This window comes from Protaetiibacter sp. SSC-01 (genome assembly GCF_014483895.1).
Classification (GTDB): Bacteria; Actinomycetota; Actinomycetes; order Actinomycetales; family Microbacteriaceae; genus Homoserinibacter.
The window spans coordinates 2,343,293-2,366,488 of sequence record NZ_CP059987.1; the positions used below are offsets into that span (position 1 = coordinate 2,343,293).

At 72.7% G+C, this 23,196-nt stretch carries 22 protein-coding genes and 2 pseudogenes; 12 read left to right on the forward strand and 12 right to left on the reverse strand.

Annotated features, from left to right (window positions below; genetic code table 11):
• Window positions 1-35 precede the first annotated feature (35 nt).
• On the forward strand, window positions 36-296 hold the full coding sequence (locus H4J02_RS11100) for a helix-turn-helix domain-containing protein (RefSeq protein WP_187674637.1): 261 nt from the start codon (window positions 36-38) through the stop codon (window positions 294-296).
• Between the two features lie 27 nt (window positions 297-323).
• Here the strand turns inward: H4J02_RS11100 and H4J02_RS11105 are convergent, their stop codons facing one another.
• Window positions 324-893 (reverse strand): hypothetical protein, encoded by a 570-nt coding sequence (locus tag H4J02_RS11105; protein WP_187674638.1) that lies wholly within the window; start codon window positions 891-893, stop codon window positions 324-326.
• Window positions 894-1,039: 146 nt separating this feature from the next.
• On the opposite strand from H4J02_RS11105, the gene H4J02_RS11110 reads away from it, so the two are divergent.
• The gene (locus tag H4J02_RS11110; RefSeq protein ID WP_262406051.1) at window positions 1,040-1,483 is read left to right on the forward strand and encodes an Rv3235 family protein; all 444 of its coding nucleotides are present in this window, start codon (window positions 1,040-1,042) and stop codon (window positions 1,481-1,483) included.
• A 131-nt stretch (window positions 1,484-1,614) separates the two neighbouring features.
• Here the strand turns inward: H4J02_RS11110 and secA are convergent, their stop codons facing one another.
• The 8 genes and pseudogenes from secA to H4J02_RS14120 all read right to left on the reverse strand — a co-directional run.
• Entirely contained in the window at window positions 1,615-4,410 is a 2,796-nt protein-coding gene (secA, locus tag H4J02_RS11115) for a preprotein translocase subunit SecA (RefSeq protein WP_187674639.1), read from the reverse strand.
• A gap of 87 nt (window positions 4,411-4,497) precedes the next feature.
• Complete coding sequence (gene hpf, locus H4J02_RS11120) at window positions 4,498-5,157, reverse strand: ribosome hibernation-promoting factor, HPF/YfiA family (protein ID WP_187674640.1); 660 nt, start codon at window positions 5,155-5,157, stop codon at window positions 4,498-4,500.
• Window positions 5,158-5,196: 39 nt separating this feature from the next.
• Entirely contained in the window at window positions 5,197-5,967 is a 771-nt protein-coding gene (locus tag H4J02_RS11125; RefSeq protein ID WP_187674641.1) for a ComF family protein, read from the reverse strand.
• A 62-nt stretch (window positions 5,968-6,029) separates the two neighbouring features.
• Complete coding sequence (locus tag H4J02_RS11130; protein WP_187674642.1) at window positions 6,030-7,730, reverse strand: LpqB family beta-propeller domain-containing protein; 1,701 nt, start codon at window positions 7,728-7,730, stop codon at window positions 6,030-6,032.
• Window positions 7,727-9,310, reverse strand: coding sequence for an MtrAB system histidine kinase MtrB (gene mtrB / locus H4J02_RS11135; protein WP_187674643.1), 1,584 nt, complete (start codon window positions 9,308-9,310; stop codon window positions 7,727-7,729). The genes H4J02_RS11130 and mtrB overlap by 4 nt, the downstream gene beginning before the upstream one ends.
• A gap of 12 nt (window positions 9,311-9,322) precedes the next feature.
• Window positions 9,323-10,003 carry an MtrAB system response regulator MtrA gene (gene mtrA, locus H4J02_RS11140; protein WP_187674644.1) on the reverse strand — a complete coding sequence of 227 codons (681 nt, stop codon included), beginning with the start codon at window positions 10,001-10,003 and terminating at the stop codon, window positions 9,323-9,325.
• Window positions 10,004-10,094: 91 nt separating this feature from the next.
• Entirely contained in the window at window positions 10,095-10,262 is a 168-nt protein-coding gene (locus H4J02_RS14035; protein WP_262406052.1) for a hypothetical protein, read from the reverse strand.
• 6 nt (window positions 10,263-10,268) lie between these two features.
• Window positions 10,269-10,355, reverse strand: a pseudogene (locus H4J02_RS14120) (hypothetical protein); the annotation flags it as partial.
• Here H4J02_RS14120 and H4J02_RS11150 point away from each other — a divergent pair.
• Together H4J02_RS11150 and H4J02_RS14040 are read left to right on the forward strand one after the other, a co-directional pair.
• The gene (locus H4J02_RS11150; RefSeq protein ID WP_187674645.1) at window positions 10,337-10,666 is read left to right on the forward strand and encodes a transposase; all 330 of its coding nucleotides are present in this window, start codon (window positions 10,337-10,339) and stop codon (window positions 10,664-10,666) included. The pseudogene H4J02_RS14120 and the gene H4J02_RS11150 overlap by 19 nt on opposite strands.
• Before the next feature lie 14 nt (window positions 10,667-10,680).
• Window positions 10,681-11,454: pseudogene (locus H4J02_RS14040) on the forward strand (IS3 family transposase); the annotation flags it as partial.
• Here the strand turns inward: H4J02_RS14040 and H4J02_RS11155 are convergent.
• Window positions 11,378-12,697, reverse strand: coding sequence for a DUF222 domain-containing protein (locus H4J02_RS11155; RefSeq protein ID WP_187674646.1), 1,320 nt, complete (start codon window positions 12,695-12,697; stop codon window positions 11,378-11,380). The pseudogene H4J02_RS14040 and the gene H4J02_RS11155 sit on opposite strands and share 77 nt — an antisense overlap.
• A gap of 186 nt (window positions 12,698-12,883) precedes the next feature.
• Between H4J02_RS11155 and H4J02_RS11160 the strand changes: the two genes are divergently transcribed.
• The 8 genes from H4J02_RS11160 to H4J02_RS11195 all read left to right on the forward strand — a co-directional run bounded on the left by H4J02_RS11160 (window position 12,884) and on the right by H4J02_RS11195 (window position 21,195).
• A complete protein-coding gene (locus tag H4J02_RS11160) occupies window positions 12,884-13,993 on the forward strand; it encodes a hypothetical protein (RefSeq protein WP_187674647.1) in 1,110 nt (369 codons plus the stop codon).
• A complete protein-coding gene (locus H4J02_RS11165) occupies window positions 13,984-14,688 on the forward strand; it encodes a DUF4129 domain-containing protein (RefSeq protein WP_187674648.1) in 705 nt (234 codons plus the stop codon). Before H4J02_RS11160 ends, H4J02_RS11165 begins: the two co-directional genes overlap by 10 nt.
• The gene (locus H4J02_RS11170; RefSeq protein WP_187674649.1) at window positions 14,685-15,875 is read left to right on the forward strand and encodes a DUF4350 domain-containing protein; all 1,191 of its coding nucleotides are present in this window, start codon (window positions 14,685-14,687) and stop codon (window positions 15,873-15,875) included. Before H4J02_RS11165 ends, H4J02_RS11170 begins: the two co-directional genes overlap by 4 nt.
• A 43-nt stretch (window positions 15,876-15,918) precedes the next feature.
• Window positions 15,919-16,878, forward strand: a complete 960-nt coding sequence (locus H4J02_RS11175; RefSeq protein ID WP_262406053.1) for a MoxR family ATPase — start codon at window positions 15,919-15,921, stop codon at window positions 16,876-16,878.
• Between the two features lie 4 nt (window positions 16,879-16,882).
• Window positions 16,883-18,196, forward strand: coding sequence for a DUF58 domain-containing protein (locus tag H4J02_RS11180; RefSeq protein WP_187674651.1), 1,314 nt, complete (start codon window positions 16,883-16,885; stop codon window positions 18,194-18,196).
• A 38-nt stretch (window positions 18,197-18,234) separates the two neighbouring features.
• Window positions 18,235-18,942 (forward strand): aquaporin, encoded by a 708-nt coding sequence (locus H4J02_RS11185; protein WP_187674652.1) that lies wholly within the window; start codon window positions 18,235-18,237, stop codon window positions 18,940-18,942.
• A gap of 131 nt (window positions 18,943-19,073) precedes the next feature.
• Window positions 19,074-20,537: a cell wall metabolism sensor histidine kinase WalK gene (locus tag H4J02_RS11190; protein ID WP_187674653.1), complete on the forward strand. Its 1,464-nt coding sequence runs from the start codon at window positions 19,074-19,076 to the stop codon at window positions 20,535-20,537.
• Window positions 20,515-21,195 (forward strand): response regulator transcription factor, encoded by a 681-nt coding sequence (locus tag H4J02_RS11195; RefSeq protein ID WP_187674654.1) that lies wholly within the window; start codon window positions 20,515-20,517, stop codon window positions 21,193-21,195. The genes H4J02_RS11190 and H4J02_RS11195 overlap by 23 nt, the downstream gene beginning before the upstream one ends.
• 154 nt (window positions 21,196-21,349) lie before the next feature.
• Here the strand turns inward: H4J02_RS11195 and H4J02_RS11200 are convergent, their stop codons facing one another.
• On the reverse strand, window positions 21,350-22,075 hold the full coding sequence (locus tag H4J02_RS11200) for a hypothetical protein (protein ID WP_187674655.1): 726 nt from the start codon (window positions 22,073-22,075) through the stop codon (window positions 21,350-21,352).
• Window positions 22,076-22,188: 113 nt separating this feature from the next.
• A complete protein-coding gene (locus H4J02_RS11205) occupies window positions 22,189-23,184 on the reverse strand; it encodes a stage II sporulation protein M (RefSeq protein WP_187674656.1) in 996 nt (331 codons plus the stop codon).
• Between the last annotated feature and the right edge of the window lie 12 nt (window positions 23,185-23,196).

The window sequence follows — 23,196 nt, forward strand, 5'->3', positions numbered from 1 at the left end:
GCGATCCCACGGCGCGCCGCCGCATAATCGGGGCCATGACAGCGGATGCGGCTCCCGGGCTCGGACGGTTCCTGACGCTCGCCGACACCGCCGACGTGCTCAACATCTCCGCCGGGCAGGCGTACGCCCTCGTGCGCAGCGGCGAGCTGCCCGCCATCAAGCTCGGCGCCCACGGCCAATGGCGCATCGAACGCGAGGTGCTCGAGGCGTACATCGCCGCCCGCTACGAGGAGACCCGTCGGGCCGGTCTCTGGCACCAGGCCGAGTTCACCGACCTGCCCGAGCTCTTCGCCTGACGGCGCCGCCCACTCGCGGCGCGCCTGTCACGCGCGCACGCACAGCACCGCGTCGAAGGGCACGAGACGGATGCGGCGCACGGCCGCGTCGCGCCTCACCTCCCCCGACTCGTGCTCGGCGAGGTCGAGGTGGTCGCGTGCGACGCGGTCGATCGTGCCGTGCACGACGCCGACGCGCGTGCGCACCTCCACGGGTGCCCGCCGCCGGCACAGGTCGCGCAGCACGAAGCCGAGCCCGAGGCGGGCCGTCAGCGCCTCGGGCGCCGCCGGCTTGAGCCCCGCCGCGAGCTGACCGCCCACGGGCAGCACAGCGGCGACGGCTGCGAGCGGCACGACTGCGGTGCCCGTCGCGGCGCCCGCGGCGCACTCCCCCGCGACCCAGTCGCGGCCGGCGGACCCGACGCGGAGCGCGAGCGACGTGCCGTCCGCGAGCACGAGGACCACGGCATCCGCTCTCCCCATCTCGAGCACGCGGTCGCGCAGGGCGAGCCGGGCGAGCCGCAGACGCTCCTCCTCGACCGCGAGCCCCTGCCGCTCGAGGTCGAGCTCGTGCTCGAGCTGGCTCTCGATGTCGGCGAACAGCTCATCCCAGCGCACGGCAGCGACCGTAGTGCCCGCCCCGCCGGCCGCGTCACAGTTCTCCACAACCCGAAGCCATGTCTCGACACGAGAAACCTTCGTGTGCCAAGGTGAGGCGCGTCCCCCCGTTCGGGGGGAGACAGCCGGGTACAGAGAGGCATGGCATGCGCGGTGGCGAGGCGGCGGTCGACGGCAGCACGGCGCGCGCGATCGCACCCCGTCTCGACGACGAGGAGCTGTTCGGCCGACAGCCCGCCGCCACGCGGGAGCTGCCCGACCCGCGGCCCCTCCTCGAGAACCTCACGCGCTGCGTCATCGAGATTATCGCGGGCGCCCGCGACCTCGAGCAGATCGCGCGCTGGGTCGACGACGGCGTCTACGCGACGCTCCTCAAGCGCGTCGTCGTGTCGGCCCAGGCCCGTCAGGCCGCGCGGCGGCCCGCCGTGCGCCCCGTGTTCACCCTCGGCAACGTGACCCTGTGCGAGCCGCGCGACGGCGTCGTCGAAGCGGTCGTCACCGTGCACGGCCGCGCCCGCACACGCGCCGTCGCCCTCCGACTCGAGGGCCTCGACCGCCGCTGGCGCGCCACCGCGATCCACGTGCTGTAGCCCGCGATCACGTCAGCGGGGATGCGGGCTCGCTTCCGAGACGCCGGCATCGAGACGGGCGGGAGCGCGCCGTCCAGGCGCGCGGGGGCATGCGACTCGCAAGCGAGTCCGCACCCCCGCGCCCGGGGCGACTACCGCTTGCGGTCCTGAGCGCGACGCTGGGCGCGGTTGAGCGGGGCCTGCTGCGGGGCGCCGCCGTCGACGCGCTGCCCGAAGGCGCCGCGCTCGGCGGGAGCCTGCTGAGCCTGCTGCGCCTGCGGACGCGCCTGCTGCTGCGCGCGCGCCGTGGCGGCACGCTGCACCTGGCCGCGCTGGTTGCGCACCTCCACCTCGCCCGAGGCGTCGTCGCTCGGCGCCGAGTAGCTGAGGTTCTGCTGCGGGGGCTGCTGGGCGGTGAGACCCTTCGCCGCGACGCGCGCCTCGCCCTCGCCCGAGGTCACCTCGACCTCGAGGTTGAACAGGAAGCCGATCGACTCCTCGCGGATCGCGTCCATCATCGACTGGTACAGGGCGTAGCCCTCGCGCTGGTACTCGACGAGCGGGTCGCGCTGCGCCATCGCACGCAGGCCGATGCCGTCCTTCAGGTAGTCCATCTCGTACAGGTGGTCTCGCCAGCGACGGTCGATGACCGACAGCACGACACGGCGCTCGAGCTCGCGCGTGGCGGCCGAGCCGAGCTGGTCCTCGCGGCGCTGGTACGCGATGCGCGCATCCGAGAGCAGCTCCTCCTTGAGGGCCTTCGGCTTGAGGCTGCCGCGCGAGCCGGCCTCCGAGAGCACCTCGTCGATGGTGATCGACACGGGGTAGAGCGTCTTGAGCTCCGTCCACAGCGCCTCGAGGTCCCAGTCGTCGCTCGAGCCCTCGGCCGTGTGCTCGTCGACGACGTCACCCACGACATCCGTGAGGAACTTCTGCACGCGGTCGTGCAGGTCGTCGCCCTCGAGGATGTGGCGGCGGTCCGAGTAGATCGCCTCGCGCTGGCGGTTGAGCACGTCGTCGTACTTGAGCACGTTCTTGCGGATCTCGGCGTTGCGCGATTCGACCTGCGACTGGGCCGAGCGGATGGCGCGCGAGACGGCCTTCGACTCGATCGGCAGGTCGTCGGGAGCGCCGCGCATGAGCATCTCGGCCGCGCCCGTGTTGAACAGACGCATGAGGTCGTCCTGCAGCGACAGGTAGAAGCGGCTCTCGCCCGGGTCGCCCTGACGGCCGGAGCGACCGCGCAGCTGGTTGTCGATGCGGCGGGACTCGTGGCGCTCGGTGCCGAGCACGTACAGACCGCCGGCCTCGCGGACCTTCGCGGCCTCCTCCTCGACGCGCTCCTTGACCGCCTCGAATACGCCGTCCCACTCCGCCTCGTACTCGTCGGGGGTGTCGACGGGGCTCAGGCCGCGGTTGTTCATCTCCGCGACGGCGAGGAACTCCGCGTTGCCGCCGAGCATGATGTCGGTGCCGCGGCCGGCCATGTTGGTGGCGACGGTGACGGCGCCGAGGCGACCCGCCTGGGCGATGATCGCGGCCTCGCGCGCGTGGTTCTTCGCGTTGAGCACCTCGTGCTTCACGCCGCGCTTCGCGAGCATGCGCGAGAGGTACTCGCTCTTCTCGACGCTCGTCGTGCCGACGAGCACCGGCTGGCCCGTGCGGTGGCGCTCGACGATGTCCTCGACGACCTGCTCGAACTTGACCTGCTCGTTCTTGTAGATGAGGTCGGGCTGGTCCTTGCGGATCATCGGGCGGTTCGTGGGGATGGGCACGACGCCGAGCTTGTAGGTCGACATGAACTCGGCCGCCTCGGTCTCGGCGGTACCGGTCATGCCGGAGAGCTTCTGGTAGAGACGGAAGTAGTTCTGCAGGGTCACGGTCGCGAGCGTCTGGTTCTCGGCCTTGATCTGCACCCCCTCCTTCGCCTCGATGGCCTGGTGGATGCCCTCGTTGTAGCGGCGGCCGACGAGGATGCGGCCCGTGTGCTCGTCGACGATGAGCACCTCGCCGTTCATGACGACGTAGTCCTTGTCGCGCTTGAAGAGCGCGCGCGCCTTGATCGAGTTGTTGAGGAACGAGATGAGCGGCGTGTTCGCCGACTCGTAGAGGTTGTCGATGCCGAGGTAGTCCTCGACCTTCTCGATGCCGGGCTCGAGCACGCCGACCGTGCGCTTCTTCTCGTCGACCTCGTAGTCGACGCCCTCCTGCAGGCGCTTCGCGATGTTCGCGAACTCGCCGAACCAGCGGTTCGCCTCACCCGACGACGGGCCGGAGATGATGAGCGGCGTGCGGGCCTCGTCGATGAGGATCGAGTCGACCTCGTCGACGATCGCGAAGAAGTGCCCGCGCTGCACCATGTCGGACGCCTGCCACGCCATGTTGTCGCGCAGGTAGTCGAAGCCGAACTCGTTGTTCGTGCCGTAGGTGATGTCCGCGGCGTACTGCTCGCGACGCTCAGCGGGGCTCTGGCCGGAGAGGATGCAGCCCGTCGTCATGCCGAGGGCGCGGAAGACGCGGCCCATGAGCTCGGACTGGTAGCTCGCGAGGTAGTCGTTGACCGTGACGACGTGCACACCGCGCGCGGGGATCGCGTTGAGGTAGGCGGCCGTCGTCGCGACGAGCGTCTTGCCCTCGCCGGTCTTCATCTCGGCGATGTTGCCCATGTGCAGGGCGGCACCGCCCATGAGCTGCACGTCGAAGTGACGGAGGCCGAGGGTGCGCTTGGCGGCCTCGCGCACGGCGGCGAAGGCCTCGGGGAGCAGGTCGTCGAGGGTCTCGCCGTTCGCGTAGCGCTCACGGAACTCCGCGGTCTCGGCGCGCAGCTCCTCGTCGGTGAGCTCCGAGAACGCGTCCTCGAGCTCGTTGACGGCTTCCGCGTATGCCTTGAGCCGACGCAGGATCCTGCCTTCGCCGACGCGCAGGACCTTCTCGACAACGTTCGCCACGAATGGCCTCCTGTCCGGGTTCCGGGCGCGCGGAGGCGCCCTTGACCTCGACAGCCTAGCCGCCCCGGGGCCGAGTACGCCGTGAGTTCAGCGCCCTGCCAGGGCCGCGACCTCCGTGTCGAGCTTGATGACACCGTAGTCCCAGCCCTTGCGGCGGTACACGACGCTCGGCTTGTCGGTGCGCGCGTCGATGAAGAGGAAGAAGTCGTGACCCACGAGCTCCATCCGGTCGACGGCGTCCTCGGCCGTCATGAGCTCCGCGGGGAACTCCTTCTCGCGGATGACGACGGGGCTCCAGTCCTCCTCCGTCGCCTCCTCGTCCACCACCGGTACGGCGCCCGTCGCGACCTTCTCGATCACGTCGGCCGGCGCGGGTGCGACGGCGACCTTCGCGAAGCCGTCCGCCGCCGCCTCGCGCAGCGACGTGGGGCGGTGCTGGCCGCGGTGCACCTTCTTGCGATCCTTCGCCTGACGGATGCGCTCGAGGAGCTTGTCGAAGGCGATGTCGAACGCCGAGTACTTGTCGCCCGACTCCGCCTCGGCGCGCACGATCGGGCCCGGGCCGATGACCGTGAGCTCGATGCGGTCGTCGCCGCTCGACGCGATCGTCTCGCGGTGCCGCGAGAGCTTCACCTCGAAGGCGAGAGCGCGCGGGGCGAGGTGGGCGATCTTCTCGGCCTTCTCGTCGACGTAGTCCTCGAACCGGTCCGGGATCCCGACGTTGCGTCCGGTGATGGTGACATCCATGGCGACCTCCCTGATCCGGCCGAAGTGCCGCCTAGTGGATCAGGCGGTCGTCTCCTTCGCGCCTTTTCGCCCACCGTAGCCCGGCCCGTCCGGGTTGTCACCCGCTTTTCGCTGAGGGCTGCGTGTGAGCCGCGCGCGGCGCGCCGAGCGCAGCGGCGTGGCCGCGATCGCGACCGCCGCGACGACCTCGCCGCCCGCATGCCGGATGGCGCGCGCGGCCTCCGCGAGCGTCGCGCCCGTCGTGACGACGTCGTCGACGAGCACGAAGACGCGACCGTCGAGGGGCCCTCGGGCGCGATGCACGCCGCGGAGGTTGGCCTCCCGGTCGTCCCGTGCGAGGCCCTTCTGGGTGCGGTGCGGGCGCGCGGGTCGCAGCACGCGCACGTGACGGATGCCGGCGCGCGCGAGCACGAGGCGCACGGGGTCGTAGCCGCGGCGGCGAAAAGCAGCGCGGCTCGAGGGGATCGCGCAGGCCTCGGCGGCATCCGGCACCGCCTCATCGTCCACGGCGAGGGCGACCGCGGCCGTGAGCAGCCCCGCGAGCGGGGTCGCGAGCCCCGTGCGGCCGTCTTTCGCGGCGAGCACGACACGTTGCACGAGGTCTCCGTAGGCGGCGCCCGCGAAGACCCGGATGCCGCCCGGCGCGACCGTGCGCACGGGCTCGGCCGCCCGCAGTCGCGCCCGGCACGCGTCGCACAGCTCGCGGCCGTCGGCACCGCATCCGGCGCACGCGACGGGGAGGACGAGCGCGACGGCGTCGAGGAGCGCCTCCCGCACGAGCGTGGCCCAGGCACCGCTCACCGCATCCACGCCCCGAGCGTGCCGGACGTGCCGCGCGACGGGAGCGCGGCATCCGGGATCGGTGGAGAGCGCTACTGCTGGGTCGCGAGGAAGGAGGCGACGATGCCCGTCGACTGCCAGCCGCCGCTCGAGTTGCGGCGCCACACGGTGCCGTCGTCGGCGCGCACGCGCACGCCGTCCGCCGCGTTGCCGCCCACGAGCTGCGCGCCGCCCTCGAGTGAGCCGAGGCTGTCGTGGCGTCCGCCGATGCGGTACAGGTCGACCTGCGTCTCGGAACCGGACTCGCTCAGCGTGACGACCGTCGACGAGTCCGCCCACGCCGCGTCGAGGAGCGGCGACGAGCTGATCGGCAGCGCGAGCGGCGTGCCGAGGCCGATGGGCACCCCCGCGGCGTCGCGGACGATGCCCACGAGGGTGAGCGCCGATCCGTTCGGGCCGCGTGTGCCGAGCAGCAGGCGCGCGCCGTCGCGCGAGACGTCGAGCGACACGATCGCGCCGTCGACGTGCGGCGACCCGACCTCGTGCGCACCGCCGCCCGCGTCGAACGCGAGGATGCTGCCGGGGTCGGATGCGACGGCCGACCACACGAAGCCGTCGCGGTCGATGCTCGGGTCGACGAGGCCCGCACGGGTGTCGACGAGCAGCGGATCCGCGTCGGCGCTCACCGACCACACGCCCGCGGCGGTGCGCACAGCCGCCTGCGCGCCGCCGCGCGCGAGCGTCGCACCCAGGGCGCCGAGCGCCTCCACGCGCGCGCTGATGCCGGGCACGGCGTCGACCGTCGACGCCGTGAGGTAGCCGAAACCGCGCTCCGTCAGGCCGAGGGGGTCGGCGCTCACCGGGTACGACGACTCCGTCGGCTGGCCCGAGCCGGCCTCCACGGGGAAGCCGCCCACCGTGACCTCGACCGAGACGACGTCGCTCAGCGCGCTGAGGCTCAGCCGCAGCTGCTCCTGCATGCGCCAGCGGGCCGCCGCATCCTGGCTCGCGATGTCGCCCGCGAGCGCGACCGTCGCCGTGCCGCTCGACACCTCGACGCCCGGGTCGAGCTTCGTGCCCGACGGGAACGCACTCACGAGCACGCCGTTGCCGTACCAGGGCGACGGACCGGCGAGCAGCTCCTTCACGATGCGGTCGGCGCGGGATGCCGTGTTCGGGAACCAGCGCACGTCGGGCACGAGGCCGCGCCAGCCGGGGTCGAAGAAGTAGAGCGGGTAGGTGCCGAAGGTGCTCATGAAGCGTGCGCTCGTGAGCAGGATGCCCTCGGGCGCGCTCGCGATGCGCCACTCGCCGTCGGCGTTCTTCTCGAAGGTGTACGGCAGCTCCTGCGCCTCGGCGCGCGGCAGTTCGGTGTAGACGCCCGTCGCGTCGACGAAGGCGCCGACGTTGACGTTGACCTCGAGCCGGTCCTCTTCGGGGCCGCCCTGCACGACGATCGGGGTGTCGCTGATGAGCACGCGCGCCGTCGGCGACCACTCGGCGCGGAAGTCGGAGGTGAGGAATTCGCGCGCGACCGAGTAGTTCTGCTGCGGGGCGCGTTGGGCGATGAGGAAACCGGTGAGCAGGCGGTCGGGGGTGTCGCCCGGCTGCGGGCCCTCGGCGAGCGTCAGCAGCTCGCCGCCGCCGTCGTCGCCGCCGATCTCGACCGTGCCGACGGGCCCGCTCGTGGGGATGCCGGCGCAACCCGCGAGGAGCGCCGCGACGGCCGCGAGCGCCGCGAGGGGGCGTGCGCGGGATGCGCTCCTGCCGCCGTTGATCTCGGCGCCGCTCATGCCGCCACCTCCGTGTCGGGCGGGAGGCCGAGCGGGGAGCCACCCGTGAGCGCCTCGCCGCGGCGCCGCGGGATGGTGAGGCGGAAGCACGTGCCCTCGCCGGGCTCCGACCACACCGCGAGCTCCCCGCCGTGCGCCGCCGCATCCTCGAGCGAGATCGCGAGGCCGAGGCCCGTGCCGCCCGTCGTGCGCTGGCGGGACGGGTCGGCGCGCCAGAAGCGGTCGAAGACGCGCTCGACGTGCTCGGGCTTCATGCCGACGCCGTAGTCGCGCACCGCGATCGCGACCGCCCGCTCGTCGGAGTCGACGTAGACGACGATGGGCTTCGCCTCGCCGTGATCGATCGCGTTGCCGAGCAGGTTCTGCAGGATGCGGCGGATGCGGCGCGCGTCCACGTCGGCCTCGAAGTAGCCGCCGGGAGCCACGAGGCGGATCTCGCTGCCGCGCTCGACCGCGAGCGGCTCGACGGCGGAGATCGACTCCTCGACGAGCCGCACGAGGTTCGTGGGGTCGGTCTCGAGCTCGACGGCGCCCGCGTCGTAGCGGCTCATCTCGAGCAGGTCGGCGAGCATCGCCTCGAACCGCTCCACCTGCGTGTGCAGCAGCTCGGCGGTGCGGGCGGTCGTGGGCGGGAAGTCGGCACGCTGGTCGTAGAGCACGTCGCCCGCGAGGCGGATGGTGGTGAGGGGCGTGCGCAGCTCGTGCGACACATCCGACACGAAGCGCTGCTGCACGTGCGACAGGTCGGCGAGCTGGCGGATCTGGCTCTGCAGGCTGTCGGCCATGCGGTTGAAGGAGCGGGCGAGGGTGGCGAGTTCATCCTCGCCCTTCACGGGGAGGCGCTCCTCGAGGTCGCCCGCGGCGAGCTTCTCGGACACGTCGGCGGCGACGCGCACGGGCCCGACGACGAGGCGCACGACGAGGTAGGCGACGCCCGCGAAGAGGCCGACGAGCGCGATGCCGGCGGCGATGAGGATGCCCTGCACGAAGTCGAGGGTCTGCTGCACGTCGGACAGGTCGTAGACGAGGTAGAGCTCGTAGCGGCCCGAGAGCACCGTGTCGATGGATGCGGCGGTCGTGATTCCGGGCACGTCGCCCGAGTCGCGGTGGATGGCCACCGGCTGCCACGTGACGGTCGTGCCGGCGCCCTCGAGGGCTTCGTCGCGGAGCTCATCCGAGACGAAGCGGTCGGTGAAGTCGACGAAGCTCGCGCGGTTCTCGACGAGCACGGGGGCGTCCTGGCCGGTGGTGCGCAGGAGGGCGAGGTAGCTCGCCGTGGTGGAGCGCTGCACGGCGTCGAGGGCGGAGTCGGCGGTCGACTGCACGTCGGCGCCGTCGCCGAGCTCGGCGGCGTTGGTGAACATCCGCTGCGCCTGGTCGGCGGCACGGCCCGACTCGGCGAGCACCTGGTCGCGGCGGGAGTCGAAGAGGTTGGTGCGCACCGACGACGAGATGAGCACGCCGATGACGGTGACGGCGAGGGCGGAGAGCACGACGGTGAGCACGATGGTGCGCACCCGCAGCGAGCCACGCCACAGGTGGAGCAGGCGTTCCCGCCAGGTGCGCCACTCCCACCGCACGTGCGTGGTCTCCTAGGTGACGGCGCCCGCGCGGTAGCCGACGCCCCGCACTGTCGTGACGATGCGCGGGTTGTCGGGGTCGTGCTCGACCTTCGCGCGCAGGCGCTGCACGTGCACGTTCACGAGGCGCGTGTCGGCCTTGTAGTGGTAGCCCCACACCTGCTCGAGCAGCATCTCGCGCGTGAACACCTGCTGCGGTTTGGCGGCGAGCGCGAGCAGCAGCTGGAACTCGAGCGGGGTCAGGTTGATGCGGCTGTCGCCCCGGCGCACCTCGTGGCCGGCGACGTCGATGACGAGGTCGCCGATCTGGATGCGCTCGGTCGTGTCGGGAAGGCTCGGGCGCAGGCGGGCCCGGATGCGCGCGACGAGCTCCTTGGGGTTGAAGGGCTTGACGACGTAGTCGTCGGCGCCCGACTCGAGACCCTGCACGACATCCGTCGGCTCGCCCTTCGCGGTGAGCATGATGATGGGCACGCCGGACTCGCCGCGCACGGTGCGGCACACCTCGAGGCCGCTCATGCCGGGCAGCATGAGGTCGAGCAGCACGAGGTCGGGGCGCTCGCTGCGGAAGCTGTCGATGGCCGCGGTGCCGTCGGCGGCGAACAGGGGCTCGTAGCCCTCGCCGCGGAGGATGATGCCGATCATCTCGGCGATCGCGGGGTCGTCGTCGACCACGAGAATGCGCGCGTTCATGGACCTCGTTGCTCCGTGTCTCCCCGCGGGCGCGGGGCTGTGCCTGGATTCAGAGTAGTGGGAGGGCGGCTGGGGGCGGGCGGGCGCGGCGTCACGCGGTCGCGCGCAGGCGGGCGTGGGCGGGGCTGCGGGTGGGCAGGGGTGTGCGGCGGAGGGTGCCCGCGTCGTCCGGGGCCTCGAGCAGGTAGTCGCCGCGTTCTCGGCGGATGCGCCAGCCGTTGTTGTGCACGGTGAGGTGGCAGAAGCGGCACAGGAGCACGCCGTCGTCGACGTCGGTGCGGCCGTGGTGCTCGTCCCAGTGGTCGATGTGGTGGGCCTTGGAGTTGCCCGGGTTTGACGGACATCGAGACAGCGGCTGTTCGGTCGCGGGAAGGTGTTCTTGTGGCGCGGGAGTTTTCGCAGGAGTTCAAGGATCAGGTCGTCGAGTTGTATCGGCGTGGCCGGACGTTCAAGGATCTGGCGCGGGAGTTCGAGCTGTCGGCGACGACAGTGTCGAACTGGGTGCGGGTGGCGGACAAGAAGGCGGCCGGGTCGTTGCCTGATCGGCCGGTCGAGTCAGACAAGGCGAAGATCGCCCGGCTGGAGCGGGAACTCGGGGAACGGACCGAAGAGCTGGAGGTCCTGGGAAAAGCGTTGGCCTTCTTCGCGAGGCGTCACCGGTAGAGGTCTACCGGTGGATCGCGGCGGAGAAGGCCAGAACCCCGACCAGGCGGATCTCGATGCTGTGCCGTGTGCTGGGTGTGTCGCGGTCGGGCTACTACGACTGGGTCGGCCGCGGCCCGTCCCGCCGTGCCCTCCAGGATGCTGCGGTGCTGGAGCGGATAGAGGCGATCCATGCCGAGTTCGCCTATTACGGAGCGCCACGGGTGCACCGCGAGTTGCTTGCTCAAGGGGTTCGGATCGGTCGGCATCGGGTCGCGCGGCTGCTGCGAGAAAACGGATTGCATGCCCGCCGAGGTCGAGTCGGAAGCCGGCGACGTTCGGTGCCAACCTCACGCCGCATCGACATCATCGACGCGGTCAAGCAGCAGTTCTCGGTCGCGGCAGCGAACCGACTGTGGTTCACGGACTTGACGATGATCCGCACCGGCGAAGGTTGGCTGCACGCCGCCGTCGTGCTGGACGCCTTCAACCGCGAGGTGATCGCCTGGGCCACCGATGGGCACGAAACCCCGCGGACAGCGATCACGGCGCTGACAGAAGCAATCAAGATCCGACACCCGAAACCCGGATGCGTGATCCACTCCGATCGCGGCTACCAGTTCACCTCCAACGACTGGAACGACCTCGCAGCCCAACACGCAATGGTCGTCTCGATCGGTGAACGGAAGGACCCGCACGACAACGCCGTGATGGAATCCTGGTTCGCCTCGTTCAAGAACGAGGATCTCTACCCGATCGGGCAACCCGCGACACGAGCCGAGGCACGAGCCCGCCTCTTCGCCTACATCTGGGCCTACAACACCCGGCGACTGCACTCCAGCCTCGGCTACGTCGCCCCCATCCGCTACAACTGAAGACAGACAACCGTCCGTCAAACCCGGGCAACTCCACCTCGCACCAGGAGGGCGGCCGACCGCACATGAGGCAACCGCCGTCGCGGGCGGCGAGGGCGAGGCGCTGCTTCTCGCTGAACAGGCGCTGCTCGCGACCCAGGTTGAGCACCCGCCCGTCGCCGTCGAACAGGAGCGGCACGGCGCCGCCCGCGCAGATGAAACGCTCGGCGGTCGCGACCGAGACGGCATCCGTCTGGCCCTCGAAGTACGCGGCACCGCTGCGGCGGTCGAGGTCGGCCTGCGTGACGAGGATGCGGACGGCGGGCTTGCGGTCCCCGAGGAGCGCGCCGTCGTCGACGCGGGCACCCATCCGCAGGAGATCGACGAAGACGTCGAGGGCGAGCTGCTCGGTCGTGCGCTCGTCGCGCACGATGTCGTCGGCGCGCCGGGCGGCATCCGGATCCACGAACCGCGGACCACCCCTGCGCGGGGACGTCGCGGCGTCGAGAATCGGGACGACGACGGCGGCCGACTCGGGGTCGAGCAGCGCCGTGAGGCGCGTCATGCCGTCGGGCTGCGCGGAGGTGCGAAGGGACCGCGAAGCGCGCAGTGCTTCCTCGCGTGCGGGGATGCCCGCCTCATCGAGCGAGTCGCGAGCGAACGCGGCACGTGCGGCGAGCTCCTCGACCGTGAGCGCGGGCGCCTCCGCGACGAGCATCCGCGCCGCCTCGGCGAGCACCTCGTCGGCGACCCGGTCGGCCGCCGCCTCGAGCCGGGTGCGGATGACGCTCGCGGCCTCGACCGAGATGCCGGCATCCGCGACGGCTGCGCCGATGACCCGTCGCCACTCCGGCACGGGCGGAGCCGCCGGCTCCTGTCGCGTGCTCGGCAGCAGTTCCGAGGTCGTCACGAGCGTGCGGGCGTCGCGCCGCGAGCCGCCCGTGACCTTCGCGATGAGGTCTTCCGCCGAGCGCACGCCGTTCGCCCGGGCGAGGCCGCCGTTGCCGAGCTCGCGTCGCGAGCGATGCGCGATCTCCCCCGCGACCGTCGCGGCGAGCGCCTCGAGCCGTTTCCGCGCCTCGGCGATCGAGCGCTGCGCTGCGAGCAGCTCCGCATCCGGGAACGAGCCGACGGGTGCGGGCGTGAACGGCACCGACAGGTCGCCCACCAGGGCGAGGGAGTCGGTGAACGAGGCCATGCCCCATTCTCCCAAGATTCGAACGCTTGTTCTACCGCGGAGGGGAGATCAGTGGAGAAGTCGCATCCACAGATGGGCACGGGAGAGGAACACGCAATCGCCCCGATACCGCACCCCGCGAACCACCGGGTGTGACACCATATGCCGCAGGCGGCTGAGCACCGCTCGCGAACGAGAGGGGTCTGCGTGGCGGAGTTCACGGGCGCATTCCCCGCGCCCACGTGGACGCCCCCGGCTCCCGAACCGTTCGTGCCGCTGCGTCCGCTCACGCTCGGGCAGATCCTCGCGGGTGCCTTCCGCGCGCTGCGCCACAACCCCGGCGTCGTGCTCGTGCCCGCCATCGTGTTCTCGCTCGCCGCGAGCCTCGGCGGCCTCGCGTTCGGGGCGTTCGTGGTCGACCCGCTCGCCGCCTCGATCGGCTCGGGCTACGGCAGCGCCTCGCTCTACGCGTGGGTGAGCGGGTTCGGGGCGGGCGCGCTTGGCTGGCTCGTCATCCAGGCGCTCGTGATCGGCTCGGGCGTCCCGCAACAGGCGGTCGCCGCGGTGGATGTGAGCCACGCGGTCGTCGGGCGCCGTCTCACGCCGCGCGGGTTCCGCCGGCGCACGCGCGGCATCCGCGCCCGCACCTTCGCGTGGACGGGCCTCGTCGTGCTCGCAGTCGTGCTGGGCGGCACGGTCGGCATCGCCGCGATCGGCCTGCTCGAGCCCACGGGCCCCTACGCGGGCCTCTTCACGGGCTTTCTCGTCTACCCCGCGTGCGCCGCCCTGGTGGCGTGGCTCGGCACGAAGCTCGCGTTCGTGCCCTCGGCCCTCGCGGTCGAGCGCCTGCGGTTCGGCGCCGCCCTCGCGCGCTCCTGGCGCCTCACGCGCAAGAGCTTCTGGCGCACCTTCGGCATCCGCCTCCTCGCGTGGGGCATGATCTGGATCGCCACGATGCTCGTGAGCGTGCCCGTCACGCTCCTCGTCGGCTGGCTCGCGAGCATCGTCGCGGGCAACGGCGACCTCGGCGACTACCTCGCCGTGACCCGCGCGGGCGACATCGCGGCGGGGGTCGTCTCGGCGGTGATCGCGGCCATCGGGCTCGTCGTCACGACGTCGGTCGACGCGCTGCTCTACCTCGACCTGCGGATGCGGCGCGAGGGTCTCGACCTCGAGCTCTCGCGCTTCATGGAGCGGCGGCGCCCCACGACGCGCATCGACCCCGACGAGGTCGACCCGTTCCGTCCGCCGGCCGACCTCGCATCGTCGCGCGTCCCGTCCTCGAGCACCGCGGATGCGGGGTCGCCGTGGGCGTGAAGCTCCCGTTCGACGTGCCCGTCGACCCCGACCGCGACGAGGCGCGCCGGCTGCTGGAGGATGAGCTCGAGAAGTCGCGCTACCGGCAGGACGACACGCGCGCCGAGACCCCCGAGTGGCTGCAGGCGTTCTACCGCTGGCTCGAGGACCTCATGAACGGCCTCACGGGCGAGAACTCGATGCCCGGCTGGGTCGTCGTGCTCGTGATCGTGCTCATCGCGGTGATCGTCGTGCTGTTCCTCGTGTTCGGGGTGCCGCGGCTGCGGGCGCGGAGCGGCGTCCGCTCGTCGGGCGACGAGCTCTTCGAGGCCGACGACCACCGCGACGCCGCGACGATGCGCCGCGACGCCGAGGCCGCCGCCCGCGCGGGGCGCTTCGCGGAGGCGATCGCGGAGCGGTTCCGCGCGATCGCCCGCTCGCTGCACGAACGCACCCTCGTGTCGACCGTGCCGGGCTCGACGGCGCACGACGTGGCCCGCCGGGCAGCGGCCCCGCTGCCCGAGCACGCCGCTGCCCTCGACCTCGCCGCCGACGACTTCGACGCCGTGCGCTACCTCGGCGACCCCGGCGACGCCGAGCGCTACGCGCGCATGAGCGCGCTCGACGAGGCCGTGCAGCGCACGCGTCCCCGCCTCGAGACCGCGGCATCCGCATCCGCCCCCTCCCCTGAGCCGTTCGCGAGGGTCGAGCCGTGAGCGCGCCCGCCGTCGCCCCCGCCCCGCCGACCGCCGCCGAGGAGGCGCCGCCGCGCCGTCGCGTCGGCCTCGTCATCGTCTGGATCGCGGTCGCCGTCGTCGTGGTGTTCGGCGCGCTGCTCGTGTGGGCGGCCGCCTCGGCGTCGGATGTCGGCGAGCACCGCCGCTCCCCCGTCGACCCGGGACCGCGCGGGGCGATGGCCCTCGCGGAGGTGCTGCGTGCGCAGGGCGTGGAAGTGACCGTCACGAGCTCGTTCGGCGCGACCCAGGCCGCGCTCGGCGAGGGCGCCGACGCGACGCTCGTGCTCGACGACGACTGGTGGTTGCTCACCGAGGAGACGGCCGCCGAGGTGCTCGCGCTCGGGCGGCATATCGTCGTCGTGCAGCCGAGCGACGACGTGCTCGCGGGTCTCGCGCCGGGCGTCAAGTACGCGGGCTTCGGCGGCGGCTCCCTCGACGCCGACTGCGAGCTCGGCCCCGCCCAGCGCGCGGGCAGGATCTCCGGATCGGGCGACGGCTACACGGCCCCCGCATCCGCGACCACGTGCTACGTCGACGGCGTCGGCAACGCGGCGCTCGTGCGCGTCGAGCGCGGTGTGCGCGAGGTGACGGTGCTCGGCACGGGCGACGTGCTCACGAACGAGCGCATCGTCGAGGAGGGCAATGCGGCCCTCGCCCTCGGCCTGCTCGGCGAGCACCCGCGCGTCGTCTGGTACCAGCCCGACGTCGACGACTACGCCCTCGACGAGTCGGGCCTCGCCGCGCGCCAGGCCGACTGGTACGTGCCGCTCATCGTGCTGCTGCTGCTCGTGGGCGTCGCCGCCGCGCTGTGGCGGGGGCGGCGGATGGGGCCCGTCGTCGTCGAGGACCTCCCGGTCGAGGTGCGCTCGAGCGAGACGATGGAGGGCCGCGCGCGCCTCTACGAGCGCGGCGGCGCCCGGGATCACGCCCTCGGCACGCTGCGCGCCGCGACGATCGCGCGCCTCGCCCGCGCGCTCGGCCTCGGCCCGCGCGCGACGGCCGACGAGGTCATCGCGGCGAGCGCCGCCGTCACGGAGCGCGACCCCGCATCCGTCGACTTCCTGCTGCGCGGCGCGGGTGCCGCCAGCGACTCGGCCTTCGTGGGCCTCTCCGACAACCTGCTCCGCCTCGAGCGCGACGTCGCTCAGGCGGTGCGACCCGACTGAACCCGAACCACCGAACGCTGCACCACCGAACAGAATGGACGACATGGCAACCACCACCGAACTGCGCGACGCGCTGTCGCGGGTCCGCCACGAAGTCGGGAAGGCGGTGGTGGGCCAGGACGGCGCCGTCACGGGCCTGCTCATCGCCCTGCTCGCGAACGGCCACGTGCTGCTCGAGGGCGTGCCGGGCGTCGCGAAGACCCTGCTCGTGCGCTCCCTCTCGCGCTCGCTGAGCCTCGAGACGCGACGCGTGCAGTTCACGCCCGACCTCATGCCGGGCGACATCACGGGCTCGGTCGTCTACGACCCGAAGACGGGCGAGTTCGAGTTCCGCGAGGGCCCGGTGTTCACGAACATCCTGCTCGCGGACGAGATCAACCGCACGCCCCCGAAGACGCAGTCGGCGCTACTCGAGGCGATGGAGGAGCGGCAGGTGTCTGCCGACGGCGTGACGCGACCGCTGCCCGCCCCGTTCCTCGTCGCCGCCACACAGAACCCGATCGAGTACGAGGGCACCTACACGCTGCCCGAGGCGCAGCTCGACCGCTTCCTGCTCAAGCTCGTACTCGACCTGCCGGCGCGCGACGCCGAGGTCGAGGTGCTGCAGCGCCACGCCTCGGGCTTCAACCCGCGCGACCTCGAGGCGGCGGGCGTCACGCCCGTGCTCGACGCCGCGACGCTGCGCGAGGCGCAGGCGGATGTGGCGCGGATGCCCGTGAGCGCCGACGTGCTCGGCTACGCGGTCGACCTCGCGCGCGGCACCCGCCAGAGCCCCTCGGTACGGCTCGGCGTGAGCCCCCGCGGCGCGACGGCCCTGCTCGCGGCCTCCCGCGCGTGGGCCTGGCTCTCGGGAGCAGCGGGCGTGACGCCCGACCACATCCAGGCGATGGCGCTGCCGGTGCTGCGCCACCGCATCCAGCTGCGACCCGAGGCCGAGCTCGAGGGCGTGGGGGCGGATGCCGTGCTGCGGTCCGTCATCCAGCAGGTCCGCGTGCCGATCTGATCCGATGGCGATCTCGGGCTGGTTCGTGGCGGCGCTCGCTCTGGGCGCCGTGCCCGTCGTGCTGCTCGGCGGCTGGCCGGGGCTCGGCCTGTGGGTCGCCCTCCTGACGCTCGCGGGCGTCGTCGACCTCGCGCTCGCGGGCTCCCCAGCGGCGCTGCGCGTCACACGCGAGGTGCCCGCGCGCTCGCGCCTCGGCGAGCCGGTCGAGACGACGCTTCTCGTCGTCAACGCGGGCGGCCGCACGGTGCGCGGCGTCGTGCGCGACGCGTGGCAGCCCTCGGCGGGCGCCCGGCCGACCCGCCAGCGGCTCTCGGTGCCCGCGGGCGAGCGCCGAGCCATCCGCACGATGCTCACGCCGACGCGTCGCGGCGAGCTGCACGCGGCGGGTGTCACGGTGCGCTCCTCGGGCCCGCTCCACCTCGTCTCGCGCCAGCGGACGCTGCGCGCCCCCGCGGCGCTGCGCGTGCTGCCGCCGTTCACCTCGCGCCGGCACCTGCCGAGCCGAATCGCACGCCTGCGCGAGCTCGACGGCCGCACGAGCCTCCTCATCCGGGGCCAGGGCACCGAGTTCGACAGTCTGCGCGAGTACGTGCGCGGCGACGACGTGCGCTCGATCGACTGGCGCGCGACGGCCCGGCGCCGCGACCCCGCGGGCGGCGGTGCGAAGCTCGTCGTGCGCACGTGGCGCCCCGAGCGCGACCGCCGCATCGTCATCGTCATCGACTCGGGCCGCTCGGCGGCTGCGCGCATCGCCGACGAGGTGCGCCTCGACACGGCGTTCGAGGCGAGCCTCCTGCTCGCGGCCCTCGCGACGCGCGCGGGCGACCGCGTCGACCTCGCCGTGTACGACCGCCGCGTGCGCGGTCGCGTGCAGGGCGCGACGGGCGCGCAGCTACTCGCCCGCATGGTCGACGTGCTCGCGCCGATCGAGCCCGAGCTCATCGAGCCCGACTGGTACGGCGTGCCGGCGCTCGTGCGCTCGATCACGCCGCACCGCGCCCTCGTCGTGCTGCTCACGACGATCGAGGCGCCGGGTGCCGCGCAGCCGCTGCTCGCGATGCTGCCCGAGCTCACCCGCCACCACACGGTCGTCGTCGCGTCGGTGACCGACCCGGATGTGCTGGCCGCGGCCTCGCAGCGCGGCTCGAGCGACGAGGTCTACCGCGCCGCCGCCGCCGAGCGGGCCCTGCTCGACGCGACCCGCGTGGCGGCCGCCATCCGCCGCCTCGGTGGGGACGTCGTGACCGGAGCGCCGCAGGATCTGCCGCCCGCTCTCGCCGACCACTACCTCGCGCTCAAGGCCTCGGGGCGGCTATAACCTGAGAGTCGTCTGACCGCCATGAAAGGAATGGACACATGGCCGAATCCCCTGCACCCGCATCCCTCATCCGCCGTCTCATCGCTGAGACGTTCGGAACCTACCTGCTGGTCTTCGGCGTCATCGGCGCCGCGCTCTTCTTCGCGCCCGACAACGGGGCCCTCCCCGTCGCGCTGGCGGTCGGCCTCGCGGTGCTCGCCGGCGCCTACGCCGTCGGCTCCATCTCGGGCGGCCACTTCAACCCGGCCGTCACGATCGGCGCCGCGGCCGCCGGCCGCGCCCGCTGGGCCGACCTGCTGCCCTACTGGGTTGCCCAGATCGTCGGTGGCGTGCTCGCGACGCTCACGCTCGGCCTCTTCGGCGTGCTGAGCGGCAAGGACCTCGACTTCGGCGCCGTCTCGAACGGCTTCGACAGCCACTCGGCGCTCGGCTTCAGCCTGCCCGCCGTGCTCCTCGCCGAGATCGTGGCCACCATGCTCTTCGTGCTCATCATCCTCGGCGTGACCGCCGCGGGCTCGACGACGGCGGGCTTCGCGCCCCTCGCGATCGGCCTCGCGCTCACGATGTTCCACCTCGTGATGATCCCGGTCAGCAACTCGTCGCTGAACCCCGCTCGCTCGATCGCGACCGCGGTGCTCGGCGGCCCCGACGCGCTCGCGCAGCTGTGGGTCTTCCTCGTCGCGCCCCTCGTCGGCGGCCTCATCGCCGGCCTCGTCTATCGCCCGCTCTTCGGCGGCCGCGACTGACATCCCGAAGGCCCGTCGGGCGCCCGCACACGGCATCCGGCGGGCCTTCGTCATGCCCGGGCGCACGCCGTCCTGGCCCATGCGAGACGGCACCCCTCGAACGCGGGCCACGGCACGGCCATAATCGGGGGATGGCGAGTCCCCTGCGGCAGATCGCGCGCTCGGCGCGGGCCCGCATCCTGGGGTCGATGATCCTCGCCGCCGCGATCGGCATGACCGCCGCGGGCGTGAGCGCCTACCTCATCCAGCGCGAACGCGTGCTCGCCCAGATCGACGACCGCCTCACCGCGAGCGTCGAGGGTCTGCAGTGCATCGCCGAGGGCTGCGACGGCAGCGAGGCGCCCGGCACCGTGCTCGACTTCCTCAACCAGTCGATGAAGCGCGTGCTGCCCGACCACAACGAGTCGACGCTCGGACTCATCGACGGCCTCCCGCGCCTGCGACCCTCGAGCGGCATCAGCTTCCGCCTCGACGACGACCCGGCCTTCGTCGAGCGGGTCGTGGAGGAGGCGGATGCCGAGGCCGTCGTGCGCGGCACGGCGTCGACCGCGTTCGGCACGCTGCGCTACGTCGTCATCCCCGTCGCGATCCAGACGGATGCGGCCGAGGGCCTCTACGTCTCGGCCTACGACCTCGACGCCGAGCTCGAGGAGATCAGCGAGGCGTTCCGCACCTACGCCCTCGTCGCGGCGGGCTCGCTCGTGATCGTCGCGCTCGTCGGCTGGTTCGTATCGGGGCGGCTCCTGCGCCCCCTCCGCTCGCTGCAGCAGACCGCGGCCGGCATCGGCGAGAACGACCTCGAGCGGCGCATCGAGGCGACGGGCAGCGACGACGTCTCCGAGCTCGCGCGCACCTTCAACGCGATGCTCGACCGCCTGCAACGCTCCTTCGACGCGCAGCGCCGCCTGCTCGACGACGTGAGCCACGAGCTGCGCACCCCCATCACGATCGTGCGCGGGCACCTCGAGCTGCTCGACCCCGCGAACGCCGCCGAGGTGGATGCCACGCGCGAGCTGTCGATCGACGAGCTCGACCGCATGAACGTGCTCGTCGACGACATCGCCCTGCTCGTGAAGACGAGCCGCCCCGACTTCCTGCACCGCGAGCCCGTCGACGTCGCCGAGCTCACCGAGCAGGTGCTCGCGAAGGCGCGCGCCCTGAGCCCCGCGCACGAGTGGCGCACGGCGGGCTCGGCCCACGTCGTCGCGCGCCTCGACGCCGCGCGCATCACCCAGGCCTGGCTGCAGCTCGCGGAGAACGCCGCCAAGTACGCGCCCGCCGGCACGGCGATCGAGGTCGGCAGCCGCACCGTGCACGAGGACGGCGCCGAGCGCCTCGAGCTGTGGGTGCGCGATCACGGCCCCGGCATCCCGCAGGAGCAGCTCGACTGGATCTTCGACCGCTTCGCGCGCGTCGAGGTCGGCCGCGGCGTCGAGGGCTCGGGCCTCGGCCTCTCGATCGTCGCCGCGATCGCGCTCGCGCACGGCGGTCGCGCGTACGCGCAGAACCCCGCCGGCTCGGGGGCCCGCGTCGCGCTCTCGCTGCCCATCGACCCGCCCGAGGAGGTTCCGGATGCCGCGCATCCTGGTCGCTGAGGACGAGCGGCGCATCGCGTCGTTCGTCGAGAAGGGTCTCAGGGCCGCCGGCTACGGCGTCGAGACGGTCGGCGACGGCGTCGACGCTCTCGCTCTCGCACGCGACGGCGGCTTCGACCTCGTGCTGCTCGACATCGGGCTGCCCGGCATCGACGGCTTCGACGTGCTGCGCCGCCTGCGCGAGGGCGGCAGCACGGTGCCCGTCATCATCCTCACGGCCCGGGACTCGGCCGCCGACACCGTCGCGGGCTTCGAGGGCGGCGCGAACGACTACGTCGCGAAGCCGTTCCGCTTCGACGAGCTGCTCGCACGCGTGCGCGTGCGCCTCGCCGACGCCCGCCAGCAGCAGACCCCCGCGCCCGCGCAGTCGCTCGACTGCGGCCGCGTGAGCCTCGACCTGCGCACGCGGCGCATCACCTCGGCCGCGGGCACCTTCGACCTCTCGGCGCGCGAGTACGCCCTCGCCGAGGAGTTCATGCGCAACCCCGAGCAGGTTCTCAGCCGCGAGCAGCTGCTGAGCCGCGTGTGGGGGCTCGATTTCGACCCGGGCTCGAACGTCGTCGACGTCTACGTGCGCTACCTGCGCCGCAAGATCGGCGCCGGTCACCTCAAGACGGTGCGCGGCATGGGCTACCGCTTCACGGGCGAGCCCGACTAACGGGCGCGGCCCGCCGCATCCGTCGCTCGGCATCCGTCGCGCCGCACGGGCGCCCGGGCAGACGGATGCCGCGGGGCCCTGCACCCCGCGGCATCCGCGTCTCGGACGGTCGGCTCATGCGACCCAGGCGGCCGGGCTCACGCGACCGGGACGGTCAGTGGCGACCGCCGCCCCAGCCGCCGCCACCGTGCTTGCCGCCGTGGTGGCCACCGCCGCCCTTGCCGGATCGGTGCCCGTCGCCGTGACGGTCACCGCCTCGATCCGACGTGCCGTCCCACGACGAGCCGGGGCCGTGCTCACCCGACCGGCTCCCGTCGACCCAGGACTTGTCGCCCCAGGACTTCTCACCCCGGTTCTTGTCGCCGGAGCGCGCGTCGCCCCAGCCCTCGGAACCGTCCCTCGTCCACGTCTTGCCGTCGCCGCCGACCGCCGGGTCGCCGTCCTGCGCGGCAAGCCACGCGGCGCGCTCCTGCTTGAACGACCCGCAGCGCTTGTCGCTCTTCTTCCGGTCGTCGATCACGATCGGGTCGGAGGGGTCGACCTCGTCGACCGCGTCGCCGGAGCCCTGATCGCCCGAGCCCTGATCGCCCGTGCCGTCGTCGTCGACGACCGGCGGGACGACCTCGTCGCTCTCGACCGGGCCATCGGCGGGCGCGTCGTCCGCGGTCGCCTCATCGCTCGGCTCGGCCGAGGGGTCGAGCTTGGGCGAGTCGGCGAGCCTCTTCGTGTCGCCGTCGACCGTGCTCACGCCCGCCACGTCGATCGAACGACCCGTCTGCTCGGCGACGTCGAGCGCCGACGCGTAGCCGATCCCACCGACGAGCGCGGTCGCGCCCATCGCACAGCCTGCGGCGAGGGCGAAGATCCCCGTGCGCTTCATGGTGAAGCCTCCCTTGCGTCGCCCTCAGCCTCGCTCGCGAGCATGAGAGCGCCGAACGGCTTTCATGAGAGCTCTGTCATGTGCGGGGGCCGGTCGGGTCGGGGCGGCGGAGGTCACACCGAGACCGCGCGCCGCGAACCCGTCTCGTACTCCTCGAGGTCGCCCGTCTCCCCCGCGCGGGCGGCGCGTCGGCCGACGACCCACTGGTAGACGAGGAAGGCCGCGAGCGCGACCGTGCCGATGCCGATCTTGATCGGCCACGGCCAGTCCTGACGGGTCACGAAGCCCTCGATGACGCCCGAGACGAAGAGCGCCACCACGAGCCCCACGACGACCGTGAAGAACGCGCGGCCGTCCTGCGCGAGCGCCTGCGCGCGGGTTCGCGCGCCCGGTGCGATCCACGACCAGAAGATCATGAGCCCCGCGGCCGCCGCGAGGAAGATCGCGTACAGCTCGAGCTGGCCGTGCGGCGAGATGTAGAGGAAGAACTGGTCGAGCCGGTCGTAGTGGTTCATGACGGCCGCCGACACCCCGAGGCCCTGCGCGTTCTGGAAGATCACGTACGGCACCCAGAGCCCGAGGATGCCGAACATGACGCACTGCGCCGCGATCCACGCGTTGTTCGTCCAGACCTGCGCCGCGAAGCCCGCCTCCGAGTAGGCGGAGTAGTAGCCGACGAAGTCCTCCTCCGCGTACTGCTGCAGGTCGGAGGGGAGGCCGAGGGCGGCGAACGCGCGCGCATCCGTCGACAGCCACACGAAGTAGGCGGCCGAGATCGCGACCGTCGCGGCGGCGACCGCGAGCGTCAGCCACCGCACGCGGTAGAGCGCGGCCGGCAGCTGCACGACGGCGAAGATCGCGAGCGCGTGCAGCGGATTGCGGCGCACCCCCGTGAAGAGCAGGCGCGCCCGCCAGAGGGCGAGCGAGAGGTGCTCGCCCTGCGCCGAACCGCCGACGGTCGTGCGGATGGTCGCGAGCTGGGCCGCGCCGGTCTGGTAGCGCTCGATGAGCTCGTCGGCCTCGGGTCCCGACGGGCGCCGGTTGCGGGCCAGCTGGGCGAGCCGCTGCCACTCCGCACCGTGGGCGGCGGCGTAGGCGTCGAGGTCCATCTGCTTGAATGA